13 protein-coding genes are annotated in these 15,544 nt (G+C 32.2%); 8 read left to right on the plus strand and 5 right to left on the minus strand.

Annotated elements, in window-relative coordinates:
* Window positions 1-16: 16 nt before the first annotated feature.
* From LZQ00_RS12970 to floA, 4 genes are all read right to left on the minus strand, one after another.
* Window positions 17-595: a Maf family protein gene (locus LZQ00_RS12970; RefSeq protein ID WP_234509707.1), complete on the minus strand. Its 579-nt coding sequence runs from the start codon at window positions 593-595 to the stop codon at window positions 17-19.
* Window positions 596-598: 3 nt separating this feature from the next.
* Window positions 599-1,117, minus strand: coding sequence for a KdsC family phosphatase (locus LZQ00_RS12975; protein WP_234509708.1), 519 nt, complete (start codon window positions 1,115-1,117; stop codon window positions 599-601).
* Window positions 1,118-1,593: 476 nt separating this feature from the next.
* On the minus strand, window positions 1,594-2,904 hold the full coding sequence (locus LZQ00_RS12980) for a DUF3472 domain-containing protein (protein ID WP_234509709.1): 1,311 nt from the start codon (window positions 2,902-2,904) through the stop codon (window positions 1,594-1,596).
* Window positions 2,905-3,047: 143 nt separating this feature from the next.
* Window positions 3,048-4,034 carry a flotillin-like protein FloA gene (gene floA, locus LZQ00_RS12985; protein WP_234509710.1) on the minus strand — a complete coding sequence of 329 codons (987 nt, stop codon included), beginning with the start codon at window positions 4,032-4,034 and terminating at the stop codon, window positions 3,048-3,050.
* 362 nt (window positions 4,035-4,396) lie between these two features.
* On the opposite strand from floA, the gene LZQ00_RS12990 reads away from it, so the two are divergent.
* The 7 genes from LZQ00_RS12990 to LZQ00_RS13020 all read left to right on the plus strand — a co-directional run bounded on the left by LZQ00_RS12990 (window position 4,397) and on the right by LZQ00_RS13020 (window position 13,539).
* The gene (locus LZQ00_RS12990; RefSeq protein WP_234509711.1) at window positions 4,397-7,840 is read left to right on the plus strand and encodes a response regulator; all 3,444 of its coding nucleotides are present in this window, start codon (window positions 4,397-4,399) and stop codon (window positions 7,838-7,840) included.
* Between the two features lie 11 nt (window positions 7,841-7,851).
* Window positions 7,852-8,661 (plus strand): CheR family methyltransferase, encoded by an 810-nt coding sequence (locus LZQ00_RS12995; RefSeq protein WP_234509712.1) that lies wholly within the window; start codon window positions 7,852-7,854, stop codon window positions 8,659-8,661.
* Window positions 8,661-9,227, plus strand: coding sequence for a chemotaxis protein CheB (locus LZQ00_RS13000; RefSeq protein ID WP_234509713.1), 567 nt, complete (start codon window positions 8,661-8,663; stop codon window positions 9,225-9,227). The genes LZQ00_RS12995 and LZQ00_RS13000 overlap by 1 nt, the downstream gene beginning before the upstream one ends.
* Before the next feature lie 7 nt (window positions 9,228-9,234).
* Window positions 9,235-10,839, plus strand: a complete 1,605-nt coding sequence (locus tag LZQ00_RS13005) for a response regulator (protein WP_234509714.1) — start codon at window positions 9,235-9,237, stop codon at window positions 10,837-10,839.
* Between the two features lie 44 nt (window positions 10,840-10,883).
* Entirely contained in the window at window positions 10,884-11,411 is a 528-nt protein-coding gene (locus tag LZQ00_RS13010; RefSeq protein ID WP_234509715.1) for a plastocyanin/azurin family copper-binding protein, read from the plus strand.
* A 245-nt stretch (window positions 11,412-11,656) separates the two neighbouring features.
* Window positions 11,657-13,063 carry a dihydrolipoyl dehydrogenase gene (gene lpdA / locus LZQ00_RS13015; protein WP_234509716.1) on the plus strand — a complete coding sequence of 469 codons (1,407 nt, stop codon included), beginning with the start codon at window positions 11,657-11,659 and terminating at the stop codon, window positions 13,061-13,063.
* Window positions 13,064-13,131: 68 nt separating this feature from the next.
* A complete protein-coding gene (locus LZQ00_RS13020) occupies window positions 13,132-13,539 on the plus strand; it encodes an acyl-CoA thioesterase (RefSeq protein ID WP_234509717.1) in 408 nt (135 codons plus the stop codon).
* Between the two features lie 23 nt (window positions 13,540-13,562).
* Here LZQ00_RS13020 and LZQ00_RS13025 read toward each other — a convergent pair whose 3' ends face one another.
* Window positions 13,563-13,856: a DUF3817 domain-containing protein gene (locus tag LZQ00_RS13025; protein WP_234509718.1), complete on the minus strand. Its 294-nt coding sequence runs from the start codon at window positions 13,854-13,856 to the stop codon at window positions 13,563-13,565.
* A gap of 254 nt (window positions 13,857-14,110) precedes the next feature.
* Here LZQ00_RS13025 and lpdA (LZQ00_RS13030) point away from each other — a divergent pair, with 254 nt between their 5' ends.
* The gene (gene lpdA / locus LZQ00_RS13030) at window positions 14,111-15,499 is read left to right on the plus strand and encodes a dihydrolipoyl dehydrogenase (protein ID WP_234509719.1); all 1,389 of its coding nucleotides are present in this window, start codon (window positions 14,111-14,113) and stop codon (window positions 15,497-15,499) included.
* Window positions 15,500-15,544: the final 45 nt, after the last annotated feature.

The following is a 15,544-nucleotide window of genomic DNA, read 5'->3' on the forward strand; positions in this document are numbered from 1 at the left end:
ACAAATTGTTCCTTTTCTATTTTATTTTTTTTAATTCCTGATATAGTCGAGCTGTGGGCAGTCCAACAACATTTGTATATTCACCGATTATCCTTTTGATACCAATACGACCAATCCATTCTTGTATACCATAAGAACCAGCTTTATCCATTGGTTGACATTTCTCGATATAGAAATTAATTTCATCATCACTTAAAGTATAAAATTCGACCTCTGTTGTTTCTGCAAAAGTTGTTAACCTCTGATTATTTAAGAGACAAACAGCAGTAATTACTTCATGCTTATTTCCTGACAAATTTTTTAAAACTTGAAAAGCTTCATCTGTGCTTTTTGGCTTCCCTAATATTTCTTGTTCCGAAGTCACCACAATTGTGTCAGCAGTTATGATGAGAGCATTTTGAAAATCAGACAAAAAAGCTTCGGCTTTTTTCTCAGCAATTGTACGAACAACATCTATTGGTTTCAAGCTTGCATCTACGATCTCATCTGTTTCCCGGACAATAACGTCAAATTTTATTCCTAACTCACTTAATAATTGACTTCTACGTGGAGACTGCGAGCCCAATATAATTTGCTTATGTGCTAAATTTATCATTCCTTAAATACTTTTAATGGTTGAATCAATCTGCCATTTCCCTTGAAGTTTTAGTACTTTTTCCATCACATCACGAACAGCACCATCTCCCCCTTTTTTAGGAGATATATATTGACAAATCGCTTTTATCTCCTCTATAGCATCTGCTGGACATGTTGCGAGTCCAACCAGTTTCATACACGCTAGATCAGGTATATCATCACCCATGTAAAGTATATCTTGGAAATTCAAATTATAAGAATTCATAATTTCCTTCAATTTCTCGACCTTGTTAGCAACTCCAGAGTGAACTTCTTTAATTCCTAATCCAACAAGTCTTTTAGCAACTCCTGCTGAATTTCCTCCAGTAATAATAATAAGAGGATAGCCTAATTTGACAGCTAATTGCATGATATAGCCGTCCTTAATATTAAAAGTTCGCATTTGATCTCCAGCTTCATTGACAAGTACTGTTCCATTTGTCAATACACCATCCACATCCAATACGAAAGCCTTTACTTTTTTCAGATTATCAAAAATCATTGTTTTTTTTTCAAAAATAAGTATTAAAATATTTGAACTGTCATAAATCTAACTTAAATTTTTCTGCGCAAAAGTCAATTAGTTATTCTTAAAAGACAAAAGATCATATTAACGTCATAACGTAGATTGCAAAAACAACTTTATATAAAAACATTTGGAATAAATATATATTTAGCTGTATCTTTGTCGAAGATAATAAGCATTATCAAATGTGAAAAAATTAATATGGGATGTCTATTATTAAAAATGGAAATGACATTCATACAACATTCAATCAAATGTTTATCATTAATTTTGAACTATCAAATCACCAAATAAAGTGATTTATTTAAAAATGTCTTTTCATAATTTAGGTTTATAATTGGTTAGTAACGAACCCTGATGCCCATCATCAGGGTTTTGTTTTTTAAACAACTAGAATACAAAAAAAGCTGTAAAAAAAAATTATTTACAGTCTTCTTTAACTCACTTATTCTCTATTTTTGAGGGAGAGATTTAAAATTTATTTTAGGTTTTATACCATTTGCTTTTCGTATAAATTTACTACCAGCAGGAACATATTCTTTAAAAAAGCCAAAATTCTTCAAATAGAATCCTTTTTCATTTACTCCACCAGAATAATCCATTCGATATCCTTTTTTTCCTGTGTTATCTACTGTAAATCGTCCTTGTGTACACTCATACCAATTACCTTGGTTATCAGCTACCCACTGATTTGCAAATTGAACTTGTCTTTCATAAATTCCTTGATCAGGATTAAAGTTTTCCAAAAATGAATGAAACCCTGTTAAATATTGATCTGTCTGTGGTCGATGAAATTCGGCTATGATTTGCCATTTCCCTATTTCAGGAGCATAAAACCAAGCTGTATAGGCTGTGTAATTATTTCCAATAGGTCTCCCTCGTAATAAAAATTTATAGGTATTTCCTGCAACCCAGTTAAATTTTAAAAAGCTTTGACCTCCAGATCCTTCATTTCCAAATTCACCAGTATGCACAGTTTCTCCTTTCGTCTTCAAGATAATCTTATGATCATCTGGAATTTCTTTGGGATTATCGGTTGTAAAAGGGCTCCAGACAGAAAATAGAATTCTACGTTCGGTGGAGCTATTCACCTGCATGCCAAAATAACCAACATTAAATCCATTGGACATAAAATAAGAACCTTCAATATCACTTCCTTTTGGAACCGTAACTTCATTATAATAATATTCTATTTTCTTATCTGTGGGTTGCTGATATCCCATATGCGTAGAAGGCCCTCTCCTGCCCCAATAGAAAAAATTATCATCATTATTTTTCACATAATTCATTTTACCGTCCGATGCATCTCCCGATATAATATAGCCATCAATAGTCGGATATAGGGCTTGAATTGTATTTGCTTTTATTTCGATTGCATAATAGCCTGTATCTGGAATACTAAAATTTGAAATATTAATTTTCCCCTTTTGATTAGCGTCAACGACTACATTAACACTTTTCCCCGCTAAAGTAAAGGTAAACTTACCTCCTTCATTGGCTGCAATAACATGAACAGCAACATTTAAATTACCAGTTTTCCCAAATCGCATAAATGTTTTTATAGATTGCTCAGGACTCTTCCAATTTTCAATTTTTCCTGTTTTTAGGATGGATTTTCTATAATTTGCTTGTGGATATTCCCAGCTATTTCCTCCAATAGGCACGAAATTTTCACCCAATTCCAACTCAGTTGAAGATTGTCCATAAACGATTGTGAGGTTTAAAAAGAGAAATAAAAATAATAACTTTTTGATTGATTCCATTTTCATATAATTAATTAGATCAATAAATATAATCGATAGAAACAACAATAGTTTATGCTCAAAAACCAGATTAAACAAAAAACCGATTGCATAGCACTTGCAATCGGTTGTCAAATAATATAAAAAAACTGTTACATAAAGATTTAATCCTTATGTCCTTTTGTATCGTGTCCTGGTTTAGAAATAGAAGTTCTCATATCTGTATCCGCTTGAATATTTTGCATCTTGTAATAGTCCATTACTCCTAAATTTCCATTTTTAAAAGCTTCCGCCATGGCCAAAGGTAATTGAGACTCAGCTTCAATTACTTTCGCTCTTGCCTCTTGTGCTTTTGCCCGCATCTCTTGTTCATTCGCAACTGCCATGGCTCGACGTTCTTCAGCTCGCGCATTTGCTACTTTCAAATCTGCTTCAGCTTGATCCGTTTGTAATTTTGCACCTACGTTCTCACCGATGTCAATATCAGCAATATCAATTGATAATATTTCAAATGCAGTACCACTATCCAATCCTTTTGAAAGAACAGTTTTTGAAATACGATCTGGATTTTCTAAAACCTGTTTGTGATTTTCTGACGATCCAATTGTTGTTACAATACCTTCGCCCACACGAGCTAAAATAGTCTCTTCACCTGCCCCTCCCACTAATTGGTTGATATTAGCCCTAACCGTTACCCTTGCTTTAGCAATCAATTGAATGCCATCTTTTGCTACAGCTGCTACGGGAGGTGTATTGATTACTTGAGGATTTACAGATAATTGAACTGCATCAAAAACATCACGCCCAGCCAAATCAATCGCTGTTGCTAGTTTAAAATCCAAAGGAATATTTGCTTTATCTGCTGAAATTAAAGCCCTAATTACTTTATTCACGTTTCCCCCTGCCAAATAATGAGTTTCGATATCATTGGAGGTAATATTTAACCCAGCTTTCGTTGATGTAATCATCGCATTCGTAACCAAAGATGGAGGTACTTTACGAAGTCTCATCAAAACCAAATTCAATAAACTAATTTTAACATTAGACAATTGTGCAGTGAACCACAGATTGACAGGCAATAAGTAAAGTAAAAGAAATAAGGCTACTACACAGCCTACAATCATTAAGGCAAAGGAAAAATTTGGATCCATTAGATTAAATTAATATAGTATTTGTTTTAAAGATATTAAATAATGGTCATAGTTCGCTACACTTCATTAAAAAAAAATAATGAGAAATTATTTAAATACAACAAAATTCAACAAACTATAAAAATATCATCAAAAATTAACAATAAAAGTTGTAACCACTTACTTATTTTTTTTATTACTTTTACTCATTATTTTTTGTAGTTGGAGTTTTCATTGGGGATTATTTAGAAAAACATCAATAAGCAAATAGATCCAAATATTCAAAACAGATTACTTAACAAACAAGAAATCAAACAAATAACACTGAATTTCTATTCAAGTTTTTATTTAACTTCTTATCAAAAGATTACTATTATACTTAAATGAAAAAGCTACGTTTTCAACAACAACTTATCATTGGGATTATATTTTCATTTCTAATTATCCTCTCTGCTGCTTTATTATTCTTTACCCAATTAGATAGGCATATTGCCTATGAACAATCCATCATTCAAGCTTCTGAATCAAAATTTGATCAAATTGAGAATATAAAAAAGAGCGTTGCAGCCGTAAATGATGTCAAATTAGAATACTATACAGATAAAAAAGAAAGTATTTATACTCCCTATGCCCGAGAGCTTACAACTATATTAGATGCTATTAAAAACTTAAGTAATTCTGATCAGTATTATACAATCGATAATAACAAATTAAATACTTTAAAAAATACAATATTAGAATTCTACGATTTCGAACAGGATATTGAATTAAATAAAAAAAATGAATTTCATGTTTTAAACGTTAATCATAAGAGATCGGATATTCAAAACCAATTAACAATATTCACCAAAGAACTACAGGACCAAAGAAAAGAATTAATCCTGAGTTCCAATAATAAATTAATGACGATAAGACATGTTACCTACGTTTTGGTATTTATTGGCTTATCCATCATGGTCTATATTTTCGTTGTTACATTAAGAGTATTCAAGATCTTAAAAAAGAGTATTAATGACGAGAAAAAATCCAATGCAGAATTAGTAAAACTGACTAATAAGATTGAGCAAGACAATTATTTTTTAAATAACATTAATCTCTTGGATGAAAATTTGAGAGGAGATTTTAATGAAATAGAGATTGCTAATATTGGATTAAAAAGTATTTGTAAAACAACCAACGCATTGGCTGGTACAGTATATGTAAAAAAAGAAGATAGTAACTTTTTCTCTCTATTAGCCAAACAAGGAATTCCCGCTGGCATAGATTTAAAAAATATAATTTCAGAAGGAGATGGTCTGTTAAATGATGTAATTGAGCAACAAAACTTTCGAATAATTCATGATGTGGATGCTGCCAGATATGCTGTTTCTTCTTCCTTAATTGATAAATTTCAAACACATTTATATTTAATACCGATTGTTTATGAAAATGAATCCATTGGTATTATCGAGTTAGCTTGTCAAAGCGATAATAAAAAAGAACATCAACATATTGAATACTTGAAAAGTGTCAGTAGAATACTTGCTATTAGTTTAAAAGTGGCTCAGGCACATACGAAGATGGCCGAACTATATGAAGAATTACAACAACAGACAGAAGAATTAGAAGCTCAACAAGAAGAATTAAGAACGACAAACGAAGAGTTAAGTTATAAAACTAACTTATTAGAGGCTTCAGAAGAAGAACTTAGAGTACAACAGGAAGAATTAGTTCAAACAAATAATGAATTAGATGAAAAAGCTAATTTATTGCAACAGCAAAATAATGAGCTAGAGAAGGCAAAGGATAATATTGCATTAAAGATCAAAGAGGTTGAATTAGCGTCTAAATATAAATCGGAATTTATGGCAAATATGAGCCATGAATTACGTACCCCTTTAAATAGTATCTTAATATTGGCCAAGCTATTACAAGATAATAAAAATAAAAATCTCACCCCAGAACAAATCAAATATTCAGCAGTCATTCATAATGCAGGATCAGATTTACTCCACTTAATTAATGATCTCTTAGATCTCGCAAAAATAGAATCTGGAAAAGTAGAACTGTCTCAAGAAAACATCGATATCAAAGACTTAACTAATTATATTGAAGATTTTTTCAAAAATGCCGCAGAAGATAAAAAAATTAATTTTAAAATAGCTCTAGCTGGAGATGTGCCCACTCATTTCATCTCTGATGAATATCGATTACAGCAGATTTTAAAAAATCTAATCTCCAATGCGTTCAAATTTACCAATCCAGGTGGCGATGTAACGATTAACATTGACAAAACTATTGATAATCACCTTCTATTTAAAGTTGTAGACACTGGAATAGGTATTGCACCAGATAAACAAAAATTAATATTTGAAGCATTCAAACAGGAAGATGGCTCTACTAGTCGGAAATATGGGGGAACAGGTTTGGGATTATCCATTTGCAGAGAAACATCTCAATTATTAGGTGGAAAAATTGATTTGATGAGCGAAGTTGGTGCTGGGAGTACTTTTATATTAACAATCCCGCTTGTTACATCGGCAAGTTCAGTAGAAGAGGTCAAAAATAAAACAGTAGTTAATGAAGAAAAAACAGCTATCGTTAAAAGTATTGAATCTTCTTCAAAAATACCGGAAAATAAATCGTCAAATAAGGTTATTGAAGATTCAAATACGTTATTGATCATTGAAGATGATTTAGTTTTTGCTGATATATTAAAAGACTATGCAGAGGTCAACAATTATCATGTTACTCTTGCTCATGATGGAGAACAGGGTTTAGAAAAAGCATTAACGCTTAAACCAAAAGCAATCATACTAGACATTATGCTACCTAAAATAGATGGTTGGAATGTTTTGAAAGCATTAAAAGCAAACGAAGATACCAAATCAATACCTGTACATATGATGTCAGCAGGAACATATCTGCATAACGAGCCGATAAGTGCAGGCGCTATTGGATTTATGTCAAAGCCAGTATCGGAGGAATCTTTGGAGAAAACATTTGAAAAAATTAGATCAATGATTACAACTTCTGTTAAAAGAGTGTTACTTATTGAGGATCATCAGATTCAAAGTGATTTTATCAAAAATGGTTTAGAAGAAGAGAAGTTAATTGTTGATCAAGCTTATGATGCCAATAAAGCAAGCGAGTTATTGGCTAATAAAGCAAACAAATATGACTGTATTATTTTAGATCTACATCTTCCTGATAAGTCTGGATTAGAATTATTAGACGAAATTAAGGCAGATGCAACTTATGCCGAAACACCAATAATTATTAATACAGCAATGGAGTTGACTTCAGAACAAACTTCAAGAATTTTAAAACATTCCCAAGCAATGGTTTTAAAATCTGCAAAGTCTAATGATAGACTCATTGATGAGGTTCACTTATTCTTAAACAAAATAAATCAGGATCCAGAAAATAAAGCTATTGTAAGTTATAAAACAAAAGATTTTATTCCTGAAAAAACATTAGAAAACAAAACAATTCTATTAGCTGACGATGATATGAGAAATATTTTTGCATTATCGAGTGCTTTTGAAGATCTGAATGTTCGTGTTGAAATTGCAAATAATGGACAAGAGGCTTTAGATTTGTTAAATAAAGAAAATAAAATTGATCTTGTATTAATGGACATTATGATGCCTATTATGGATGGTTACGAGGCCATAGAAAATATACGTAAAAACAAAAAGTATCAGGATTTGCCAATTATAGCCGTCACTGCAAAGGCAATGAAAGGTGATAAAGAAAAAGCAATCGAAGCAGGCGCAAATGATTATATCAGTAAACCAATTGATATCGATAAATTGATTTCTTTAATACGTGTTTGGGTTAGTTAAAAAAGTAGAGTATGTTAAACTATTCTGAATTAGAAGAAATTATTGAAATTATTAAGAATTTTCACAGTTTAGATATATCTGGATATTCAAAAGCCTCTTTAAAAAGACGCGTTACTCGTATTATGGATATCAACAAATTTGATCTTATCGAACTAAAATCTAATCTGATTAATCAAGAAGGCTTTATGCATTATTTCATTTTAGAAATGACTGTCAATGTCACTGAAATGTTTCGAGATCCAGATTTTTATACATCTATAAAAACAAAACTATTTCCCTATTTAGAAACTTATCCACATATAAAAATATGGAGTGCTGGTTGTTCAACAGGTGAAGAAGTGTACTCTTTAGCAATCTTGTTGAAAGAATCTAATCTACTTAGTCGCTCGTTTATTTATGGAACAGATATCAATCACAATGTGATTGAGAAAGCAAAAAAAGGTATTTATAGTTTAACTAAACTCAAAGAATATTCTGAAAATTACATCAAAACAAACACCGAACATTCACTATCGGAGTATTATACAGCGATGTATGATGCAGCAGCCATTCAAAATGATTTGAAGAAAAATATTCTATTTTCTATTCACAATTTGATCTCTGACGGTGTATTTAATGAATTTCAATTGATTACCTGTCGTAATGTACTTATATATTTTGATGTAGCCTTACAACAAAAAGTATTCGATCTATTTTACAATTCTTTATGTAAATTAGGTTTTTTGTGTTTAGGTTCTAAAGAATCGATGATTAATTACAAGCATTCAGATCGGTTCAAATTAGTTGATAAAAAGAATAACATCTATCAAAAAATAGCTTAATGAGAACAAATAACAAAATCTTATTATTAGGTGGATCTGCAGGAGGGTTCAGCGTTATTTTAGAATTGTTAAAATCTATTCCTACATCTTTTCCAATACCTATCCTTGTTATTATACACCGGAATCCAAAGTTTCATTCTAATTTCGAAAATGCGTTTAAAAATGCGTTTACGATAGAGATCAAGTCTGCTGAAGATAAAGAACAAATCGAAACAGGTAAAGTATACTTTGCACCTCCAGGTTATCATTTATTAATTGAACCAGATTTCAAATTATCATTGGATATCTCAGAACCTGTCCAATTTTCTAGACCTTCAATTGATGTTACTTTTGAATCTGCAGCTGAAGTTTATAAAGAGAACTGTATTGCTATTTTATTTTCAGGAGCCAATCAAGATGGAGCAAAAGGTTTATTAAAGATTAAAAATTCTGGCGGAATATGTATTGTTCAAGATCCAACAGAAGCTGAAGTCCCTACGATGCCTCAATCAGCTATAGATATTGGTGCGCAACATTTTATTTATTCAACAGAAGAAATAATCAAATATATTCATCAATTAAAATAATTAGTAAATGAAGAAGATAAACTTATTAATAGTTGATGACAAAATTGAGAATATCATTAGTCTGACAGCACTATTAACAGATATAGAAAATATCAATATCATTAGTAGTGAAGATCCTAATGAAGCACTTCGCATTTGCTATAAGCAAAACATTGATATTGCATTGGTAGATGTTCAAATGCCAGAAATCAATGGCTTCGAATTTGTCTCATTAATAAAACATAACCCTAAGACTAGCCATATTATCGCAATAATGGTTACAGCGATATCTAAAGAAGAAAAATATCTCATTAAAGGATTGAATAGCGGAGCCGTAGATTATTTATATAAACCTTTAAGTCCTGAAATAACAATAGCGAAAGTGCAATCTTTCATTCAACAAGTACAAACTCAGAATGAAATAAAAGAAAAAAATATTGCTTTAGAAAAATCCAAAATAGAACTTATCCGAGCAAAAGAAGAAGCTGAACTGGCTCGCAAGTCTAAGGAAACCTTTTTGGCCAATATGAGTCATGAGATCCGAACTCCAATCAATGGAGTTATGGGAATCGCTCAAATGTTAAAAAATTCTTCATTGTCTCCTGAGCAACAAGACTGGGTCAATAAACTAAATAGTGCATCATTGAGCTTATTGAATATTGTCAATGATATTTTAGATTTATCCAAATTTGATTCAGGGATGATGAAATTGGAATTCGAACCCACTTCGGTACATGATATCACTGACGATCTCAAAAATTTATTTGTGGATAAAGCTATTCATAAAGGACTTCAGTTCTATATTAATATTGATGAAAAAATTGACAGTTTTTTCTTAACAGACCCTTTCCGTTTAAAGCAGATTCTAACTAACTTTATTTCAAACAGTTTCAAATTCACATCCAAGGGTCATATCGAATTAAATATAAATCTTATTGATTCCAATGATCATCAATTATGTTTACAGTTTCAAGTAAAAGATACTGGTATTGGAATTCCTCACCAATCGTTAGAAAAAATATTTTTTGCATTTGAGCAGGGGGAAGATGGAATTACAAAAAAATTTGGAGGAACTGGCTTAGGTTTAGCTATTGTAAAAAGACTTTCGACTTTGCTTGAAGGAAAAGTAACAGCATCTAGTTCTTATGGCGAAGGCAGTGAGTTTACTTTCGAATGTTGGTTTGATCGTGTGAGTACAGTCGTTAAGGCCAAACCAGAAAAGATATTATATTCAGAATTAAGCCGATTTAATAACTTAAAAATTCTAGTAGCAGAAGATAACGAGTTAAATAGTTTTATGTTAGCGAGTATTCTAAAAACATGGAACTGTGAAGTGGATACTGCTATAAATGGACAAATAGCATTAGAAAAAGTTGAAAACAATGACTATAGTATTGTTTTTATGGATTCACATATGCCTGTTATGAGTGGATTTGATACGATACGAAATATACGAAACAATCCAAATCCGACAATTTCAAATATGCTGATTATATCGATTTCTGCATCCGTTTTGGAGGCTGAACAACAAGAAGCATTTGATGCTGGAGCTAATGAAGTGATTGGAAAACCATTCGATCCTATACAACTACATGCAGTAATAGAAAAATTATTGCTCAAAAAAAACAATTAAAAGCAATATTTTATTTAATTTTAATAAAAAAACGTACTAACAGAATGAAAAAATTATTTGTTTTACCAGTTATTGCATTAGCAATATCTTTCGCTTCTTGCGGAGGCAATACTACAAAAAATGAAGGCGGTTCAACAACTGAACAAACAACTCCAGAGGCTCCTTCGGAAACAGTACCTGGCATTGAAAATGTTGAAGTTTCTAATACAGTAGCTTTGGAAGCTAGTGACGCTATGAAATTTGATAAAAATTTATTCCGTGTTAAAGCTGGACAAGCAGTAGAATTGACATTAAAAAATGCAGGCTCCATGCCAAAAGAATCTATGGGTCATAACGTTGTTGTCCTAAAACCAGGAACTGATTTAGCTACTTTTGGTGGAGAAGCAGCTGGTGCAAAAGCGGATGACTATGTACCTAAATCTGCTCTATCATCTGTTGTGGCGCACACTAAATTATTAGGTCCAGGAGAAACTGATAAAATTACATTTACTTTAGAAAAAGGAACTTACGATTTCATTTGTAGCTTCCCAGGACATTACGGTGTGATGCAAGGAAAAATTGTTGCAGAATAAACTGACAAAACATTTCAAAAAAAGACATTCTTTTGCGGAATGTCTTTTTTTTTTGAATGTTTATTTTTTATCTGAGAGTCCGTTTTCTTTTTTAAAATTTAAGGTTTATTATCCCTTTTTGGTAATAAGGTTTCATTTTAAATTAGAAATATATCAATTTCAAAATTATACATGATTTTAACAAAAATAGATTTACTATAATGTTAATTATCACTAAATTTGCTAAAATTTATAAAACTTAATCGATGCAATACGACGTAATAGTAATTGGAAGTGGACCAGGCGGATATGTAGCAGCAATCCGTTGTGCACAATTAGGATTAAAAACTGCTGTAATTGAGAAATATAGTACTTTTGGAGGAACCTGTTTAAATGTAGGCTGTATCCCTTCAAAAGCTTTATTAGATTCATCAGAGCATTATCACAATGCTGCACACTCTTTCGAAGCTCATGGTATCAATTTAAGTAATTTAAAAGTTGACATGAAAAAAATGATTGCTCGTAAAGACGATGTAATCAATCAAAATACTGCTGGTATTACTTTTTTATTTAAGAAGAACAAAATTGATAGTTTTCAAGGTATTGGATCATTTGTAGATAAAAATACAATTAAAATCACAAAAGAAGATGGTTCTTCAGAGCAGATTACAGGTAAAAATGTAATTATTGCCACAGGTTCAAAACCTACCTATTTACCTTTCTTACCAGTCGATAAAAAAAGAATTATTACTTCTACAGAAGCCTTAAACTTAACAGAAGTACCTAAACATCTCATTGTAATCGGTGGAGGTGTTATTGGTCTTGAATTGGGTTCTGTATACGCTCGTTTAGGTGCTAAAGTTTCTGTTGTAGAATTTGCAAAGTCAATTATTGGCACGATGGACGGTGGTTTAGGGAAAGAGTTACAACGCGTTTTGAAAAAATCAGTTGGAATGGAATTCTATACTGGGCATAAAGTAACTGGAGCAACGACTAAAGGAAAAACAGTTACTGTAACTGCTGAAAATCCGAAAGGAGAAATCATTTCTTTAGAAGGTGATTATTGTATTGTTGCCGTTGGCCGTACAGCATATACTGAAAATCTAGGTTTAGAAAATATCGGTATCACGGTGGAAGAAAGAGGTAAAAAAATAACAGTAAATGATCATTTGGAAACTATTGTACCCGGAGTTTATGCTATTGGAGATGTTGTCAAAGGTGCAATGCTTGCCCATAAAGCAGAAGACGAAGGTACTTATGTTGCGGAAAGTATTGTAGGTCAAAAACCTCATATTGATTACAACTTAATCCCTGGTGTTGTTTATACTTGGCCAGAAGTTGCCTCTGTTGGTAAAACAGAAGAACAATTGAAAGAAGCTGGTGTAAAATATAAAACAGGTTCATTCTCGTTTAAGGCATCAGGTCGTGCGAAAGCATCTATGGATACAGACGGTTTTGTAAAAATATTGGCTGACTCTGAAACAGATGAGGTTATTGGGGTACACATGATCGGCCCAAGAGCCGCAGACATGATCGCTGAAGCTGTAGTAGCGATGGAATATCGCGCTTCTGCAGAAGACATTGGCCGTATTTGTCATGCTCATCCAACATATACTGAAGCAATAAAAGAAGCTGCATTGGCTGCAACTGCAAATAGAGCCATTCACGCTTAAAAAATAAAAAGGGGAAAATTAAAATTTTCCCCTTTTCTTTTCAACAAATTTTTTAGCCTAAAAAAGACATGAATTTCTATACTAGAAAATGGGTAAAACCAGAAGATTTAAATCCCAATGGTTCATTATTTGGAGGTACACTTCTGAGATGGATCGATGAGGAAGCAGTCATATATGCTATTGTTCAACTTGGCAATCCACATGTTGTAACAAAATATATCTCCGAAATTAATTTTGTTAGTTCTGCTCAACAAGGCGATATTATAGAATTAGGTATAGAAGCTATTAACTTTGGGACAACTTCTATTACCATGCGTTGTGAAGTGCGTAACAAAATCACACGAAAAACCATCCTTTCTATTGATAAACTTGTCTTTGTAAATCTCAATCAAGAAGGAATGCCAACAGCACATGGTCGTACAGAAATTACTTACGCCTATGTAGGAATTGATAAAATAAAAAAAGACGATGTGTAAATCGTCTTTTTTATTTTAGTCATTTATTTCTTTTGGCCATTAATAATCTTCTTCACATCTAGCTCAACCCAAAATCCTAAAATAGGGATGAGTGAAACAACAAAATAGGTCAATGTTCTCTTCCAATTCCATTTATATTCAATCGTACACATGATCAACATAATGACAAATATGACGACGAAAAAGCCATGAATTGAACCTGCAATCTTTACCGCTTCACGTGTCGCAAAAAAATACTTCATCGGCATAGCAAAGAAAAACAAACATAGGGTTGAAATAGCTTCCCAAAGCGCTATTTGTCTAAAAATACGGAGCATAAAACTTTATTTAAAAATGCGTTAATTCCAAAAATAGAATTATTTAATGACATGAAAATTCAATAATTCACGCTTTGACCTCCGTTTGACATAATTAAATTTCAAGAGGTCAATATTTATTAGTATCAGCCAATTTAATGCGGATCTATTTTATAACATTCGGAAAAAATGTGTACTTTTGAGCAACCTCAATCCATTCTGAATATCTAGAGAATCAAAATAGATTGAGCATTCAACTACACAATAATTATTTTATGAATTACGACATCATTGTAATTGGTAGTGGTCCTGGTGGATATGTTGCTGCCATTAGAGCCTCACAATTAGGTTTCAAAACCGCTATCATCGAGCGCGAATCTTTAGGTGGTATTTGTTTAAACTGGGGATGTATCCCAACTAAAGCTCTATTAAAAAGTGCACAAGTTTTTGAATATTTAAATCATGCTGCTGAATATGGTATCAATGTACAAGGTGGAGAACCTGATTTTGATGCAATAGTGAAAAGAAGTCGTGGCGTAGCTGATGGAATGAGCAAAGGTATTCAATTCTTAATGAAGAAGAATAAAGTTGACGTCATTAATGGTACTGCAAAAATTAAAAAGGGTGGTAAAATCGATGTAAAAGCAGCAGATGGTTCTTCTAAAGAATATACTGCCAAACATACTATTTTAGCCACTGGTGCGCGCTCACGTGAATTACCAAACTTACCTCAAGATGGTAAAAAAATCATCGGATATAGACAAGCATTAGTTCTTCCAAAACAACCAAAATCACTTGTTATCGTAGGATCTGGAGCTATTGGAATTGAATTTGCTTATTTCTACAATGCTATTGGTACGAAAGTGACTGTTGTAGAATTCATGGATAGAATTGTACCTGTTGAAGATGAAGAGATATCGAAACAATTAGAAAAAAGTTTAAAGAAACAAGGTATTAATATTTTAACTTCCTCTGAAGTACAATCTGTTGACACCTCAGGTGCTTTAAGCAAAGTAAATATCAAATCGGCTAAAGGAATGGAAGTTATCGAAGCTGAAGTAGTATTATCAGCAGTAGGTATCATGCCAAACATCGAGAATTTAGGCCTTGAAGAGGTTGGTGTAAAAACAGATCGTGGTCGTGTTCTAGTAGACGATTATTATAAAACAAATATCGAAGGCGTATACGCTATTGGAGATATTGTAAAAGGTCAAGCGCTGGCTCATGTTGCTTCAGCAGAAGGAATTACTTGTATTGAAGCAATAAAAGGTCTTCATGTAGAACCTATCGATTATAATAATATTCCAGGTTGTACATATTGTTCTCCTGAGGTAGCTTCTGTAGGATATACTGAAAAAGCGGCAAAAGAAGCTGGTTATGAAATAAAAGTAGGTAAATTTCCTTTCTCAGCATCTGGTAAAGCATCTGCAGCGGGTACAAAAGATGGATTTGTAAAAGTTATTTTTGATGCTAAATATGGTGAGTTTTTAGGGGCACACTTAATTGGTGCTAATGTAACTGAAATGATTGCTGAAATTGTAGTGGCTCGAAAATTAGAAACAACTGGTCATGAAATGATCAAAGCAGTTCATCCACATCCAACAATGAGCGAAGCAATCATGGAAGCATGTGCAGACGCTTATGGTGAAGTCATTCATTTATAATTGACAGAAACTAGCTTAAATATATAAGTAATAGAAAAGGCTTAC

Source organism: Sphingobacterium sp. SRCM116780, assembly GCF_021442025.1.
Classification (GTDB): domain Bacteria; phylum Bacteroidota; class Bacteroidia; order Sphingobacteriales; family Sphingobacteriaceae; genus Sphingobacterium.

What these genes read in the sequence shown, in the direction of transcription:
- LZQ00_RS12970 (WP_234509707.1), bottom strand. Translation starts at nt 595, where the DNA reads ATGATAAATTTAGCACATAAGCAAATTATATTGGGCTCGCAGTCTCCA.
- LZQ00_RS12975 (WP_234509708.1), bottom strand. Translation starts at nt 1,117, where the DNA reads ATGATTTTTGATAATCTGAAAAAAGTAAAGGCTTTCGTATTGGATGTG.
- LZQ00_RS12980 (WP_234509709.1), bottom strand. Translation starts at nt 2,904, where the DNA reads ATGGAATCAATCAAAAAGTTATTATTTTTATTTCTCTTTTTAAACCTC.
- floA (WP_234509710.1), bottom strand. Translation starts at nt 4,034, where the DNA reads ATGGATCCAAATTTTTCCTTTGCCTTAATGATTGTAGGCTGTGTAGTA.
- LZQ00_RS12990 (WP_234509711.1), top strand. Translation starts at nt 4,397, where the DNA reads ATGAAAAAGCTACGTTTTCAACAACAACTTATCATTGGGATTATATTT.
- LZQ00_RS12995 (WP_234509712.1), top strand. Translation starts at nt 7,852, where the DNA reads ATGTTAAACTATTCTGAATTAGAAGAAATTATTGAAATTATTAAGAAT.
- LZQ00_RS13000 (WP_234509713.1), top strand. Translation starts at nt 8,661, where the DNA reads ATGAGAACAAATAACAAAATCTTATTATTAGGTGGATCTGCAGGAGGG.
- LZQ00_RS13005 (WP_234509714.1), top strand. Translation starts at nt 9,235, where the DNA reads ATGAAGAAGATAAACTTATTAATAGTTGATGACAAAATTGAGAATATC.
- LZQ00_RS13010 (WP_234509715.1), top strand. Translation starts at nt 10,884, where the DNA reads ATGAAAAAATTATTTGTTTTACCAGTTATTGCATTAGCAATATCTTTC.
- lpdA (WP_234509716.1), top strand. Translation starts at nt 11,657, where the DNA reads ATGCAATACGACGTAATAGTAATTGGAAGTGGACCAGGCGGATATGTA.
- LZQ00_RS13020 (WP_234509717.1), top strand. Translation starts at nt 13,132, where the DNA reads ATGAATTTCTATACTAGAAAATGGGTAAAACCAGAAGATTTAAATCCC.
- LZQ00_RS13025 (WP_234509718.1), bottom strand. Translation starts at nt 13,856, where the DNA reads ATGCTCCGTATTTTTAGACAAATAGCGCTTTGGGAAGCTATTTCAACC.
- lpdA (WP_234509719.1), top strand. Translation starts at nt 14,111, where the DNA reads ATGAATTACGACATCATTGTAATTGGTAGTGGTCCTGGTGGATATGTT.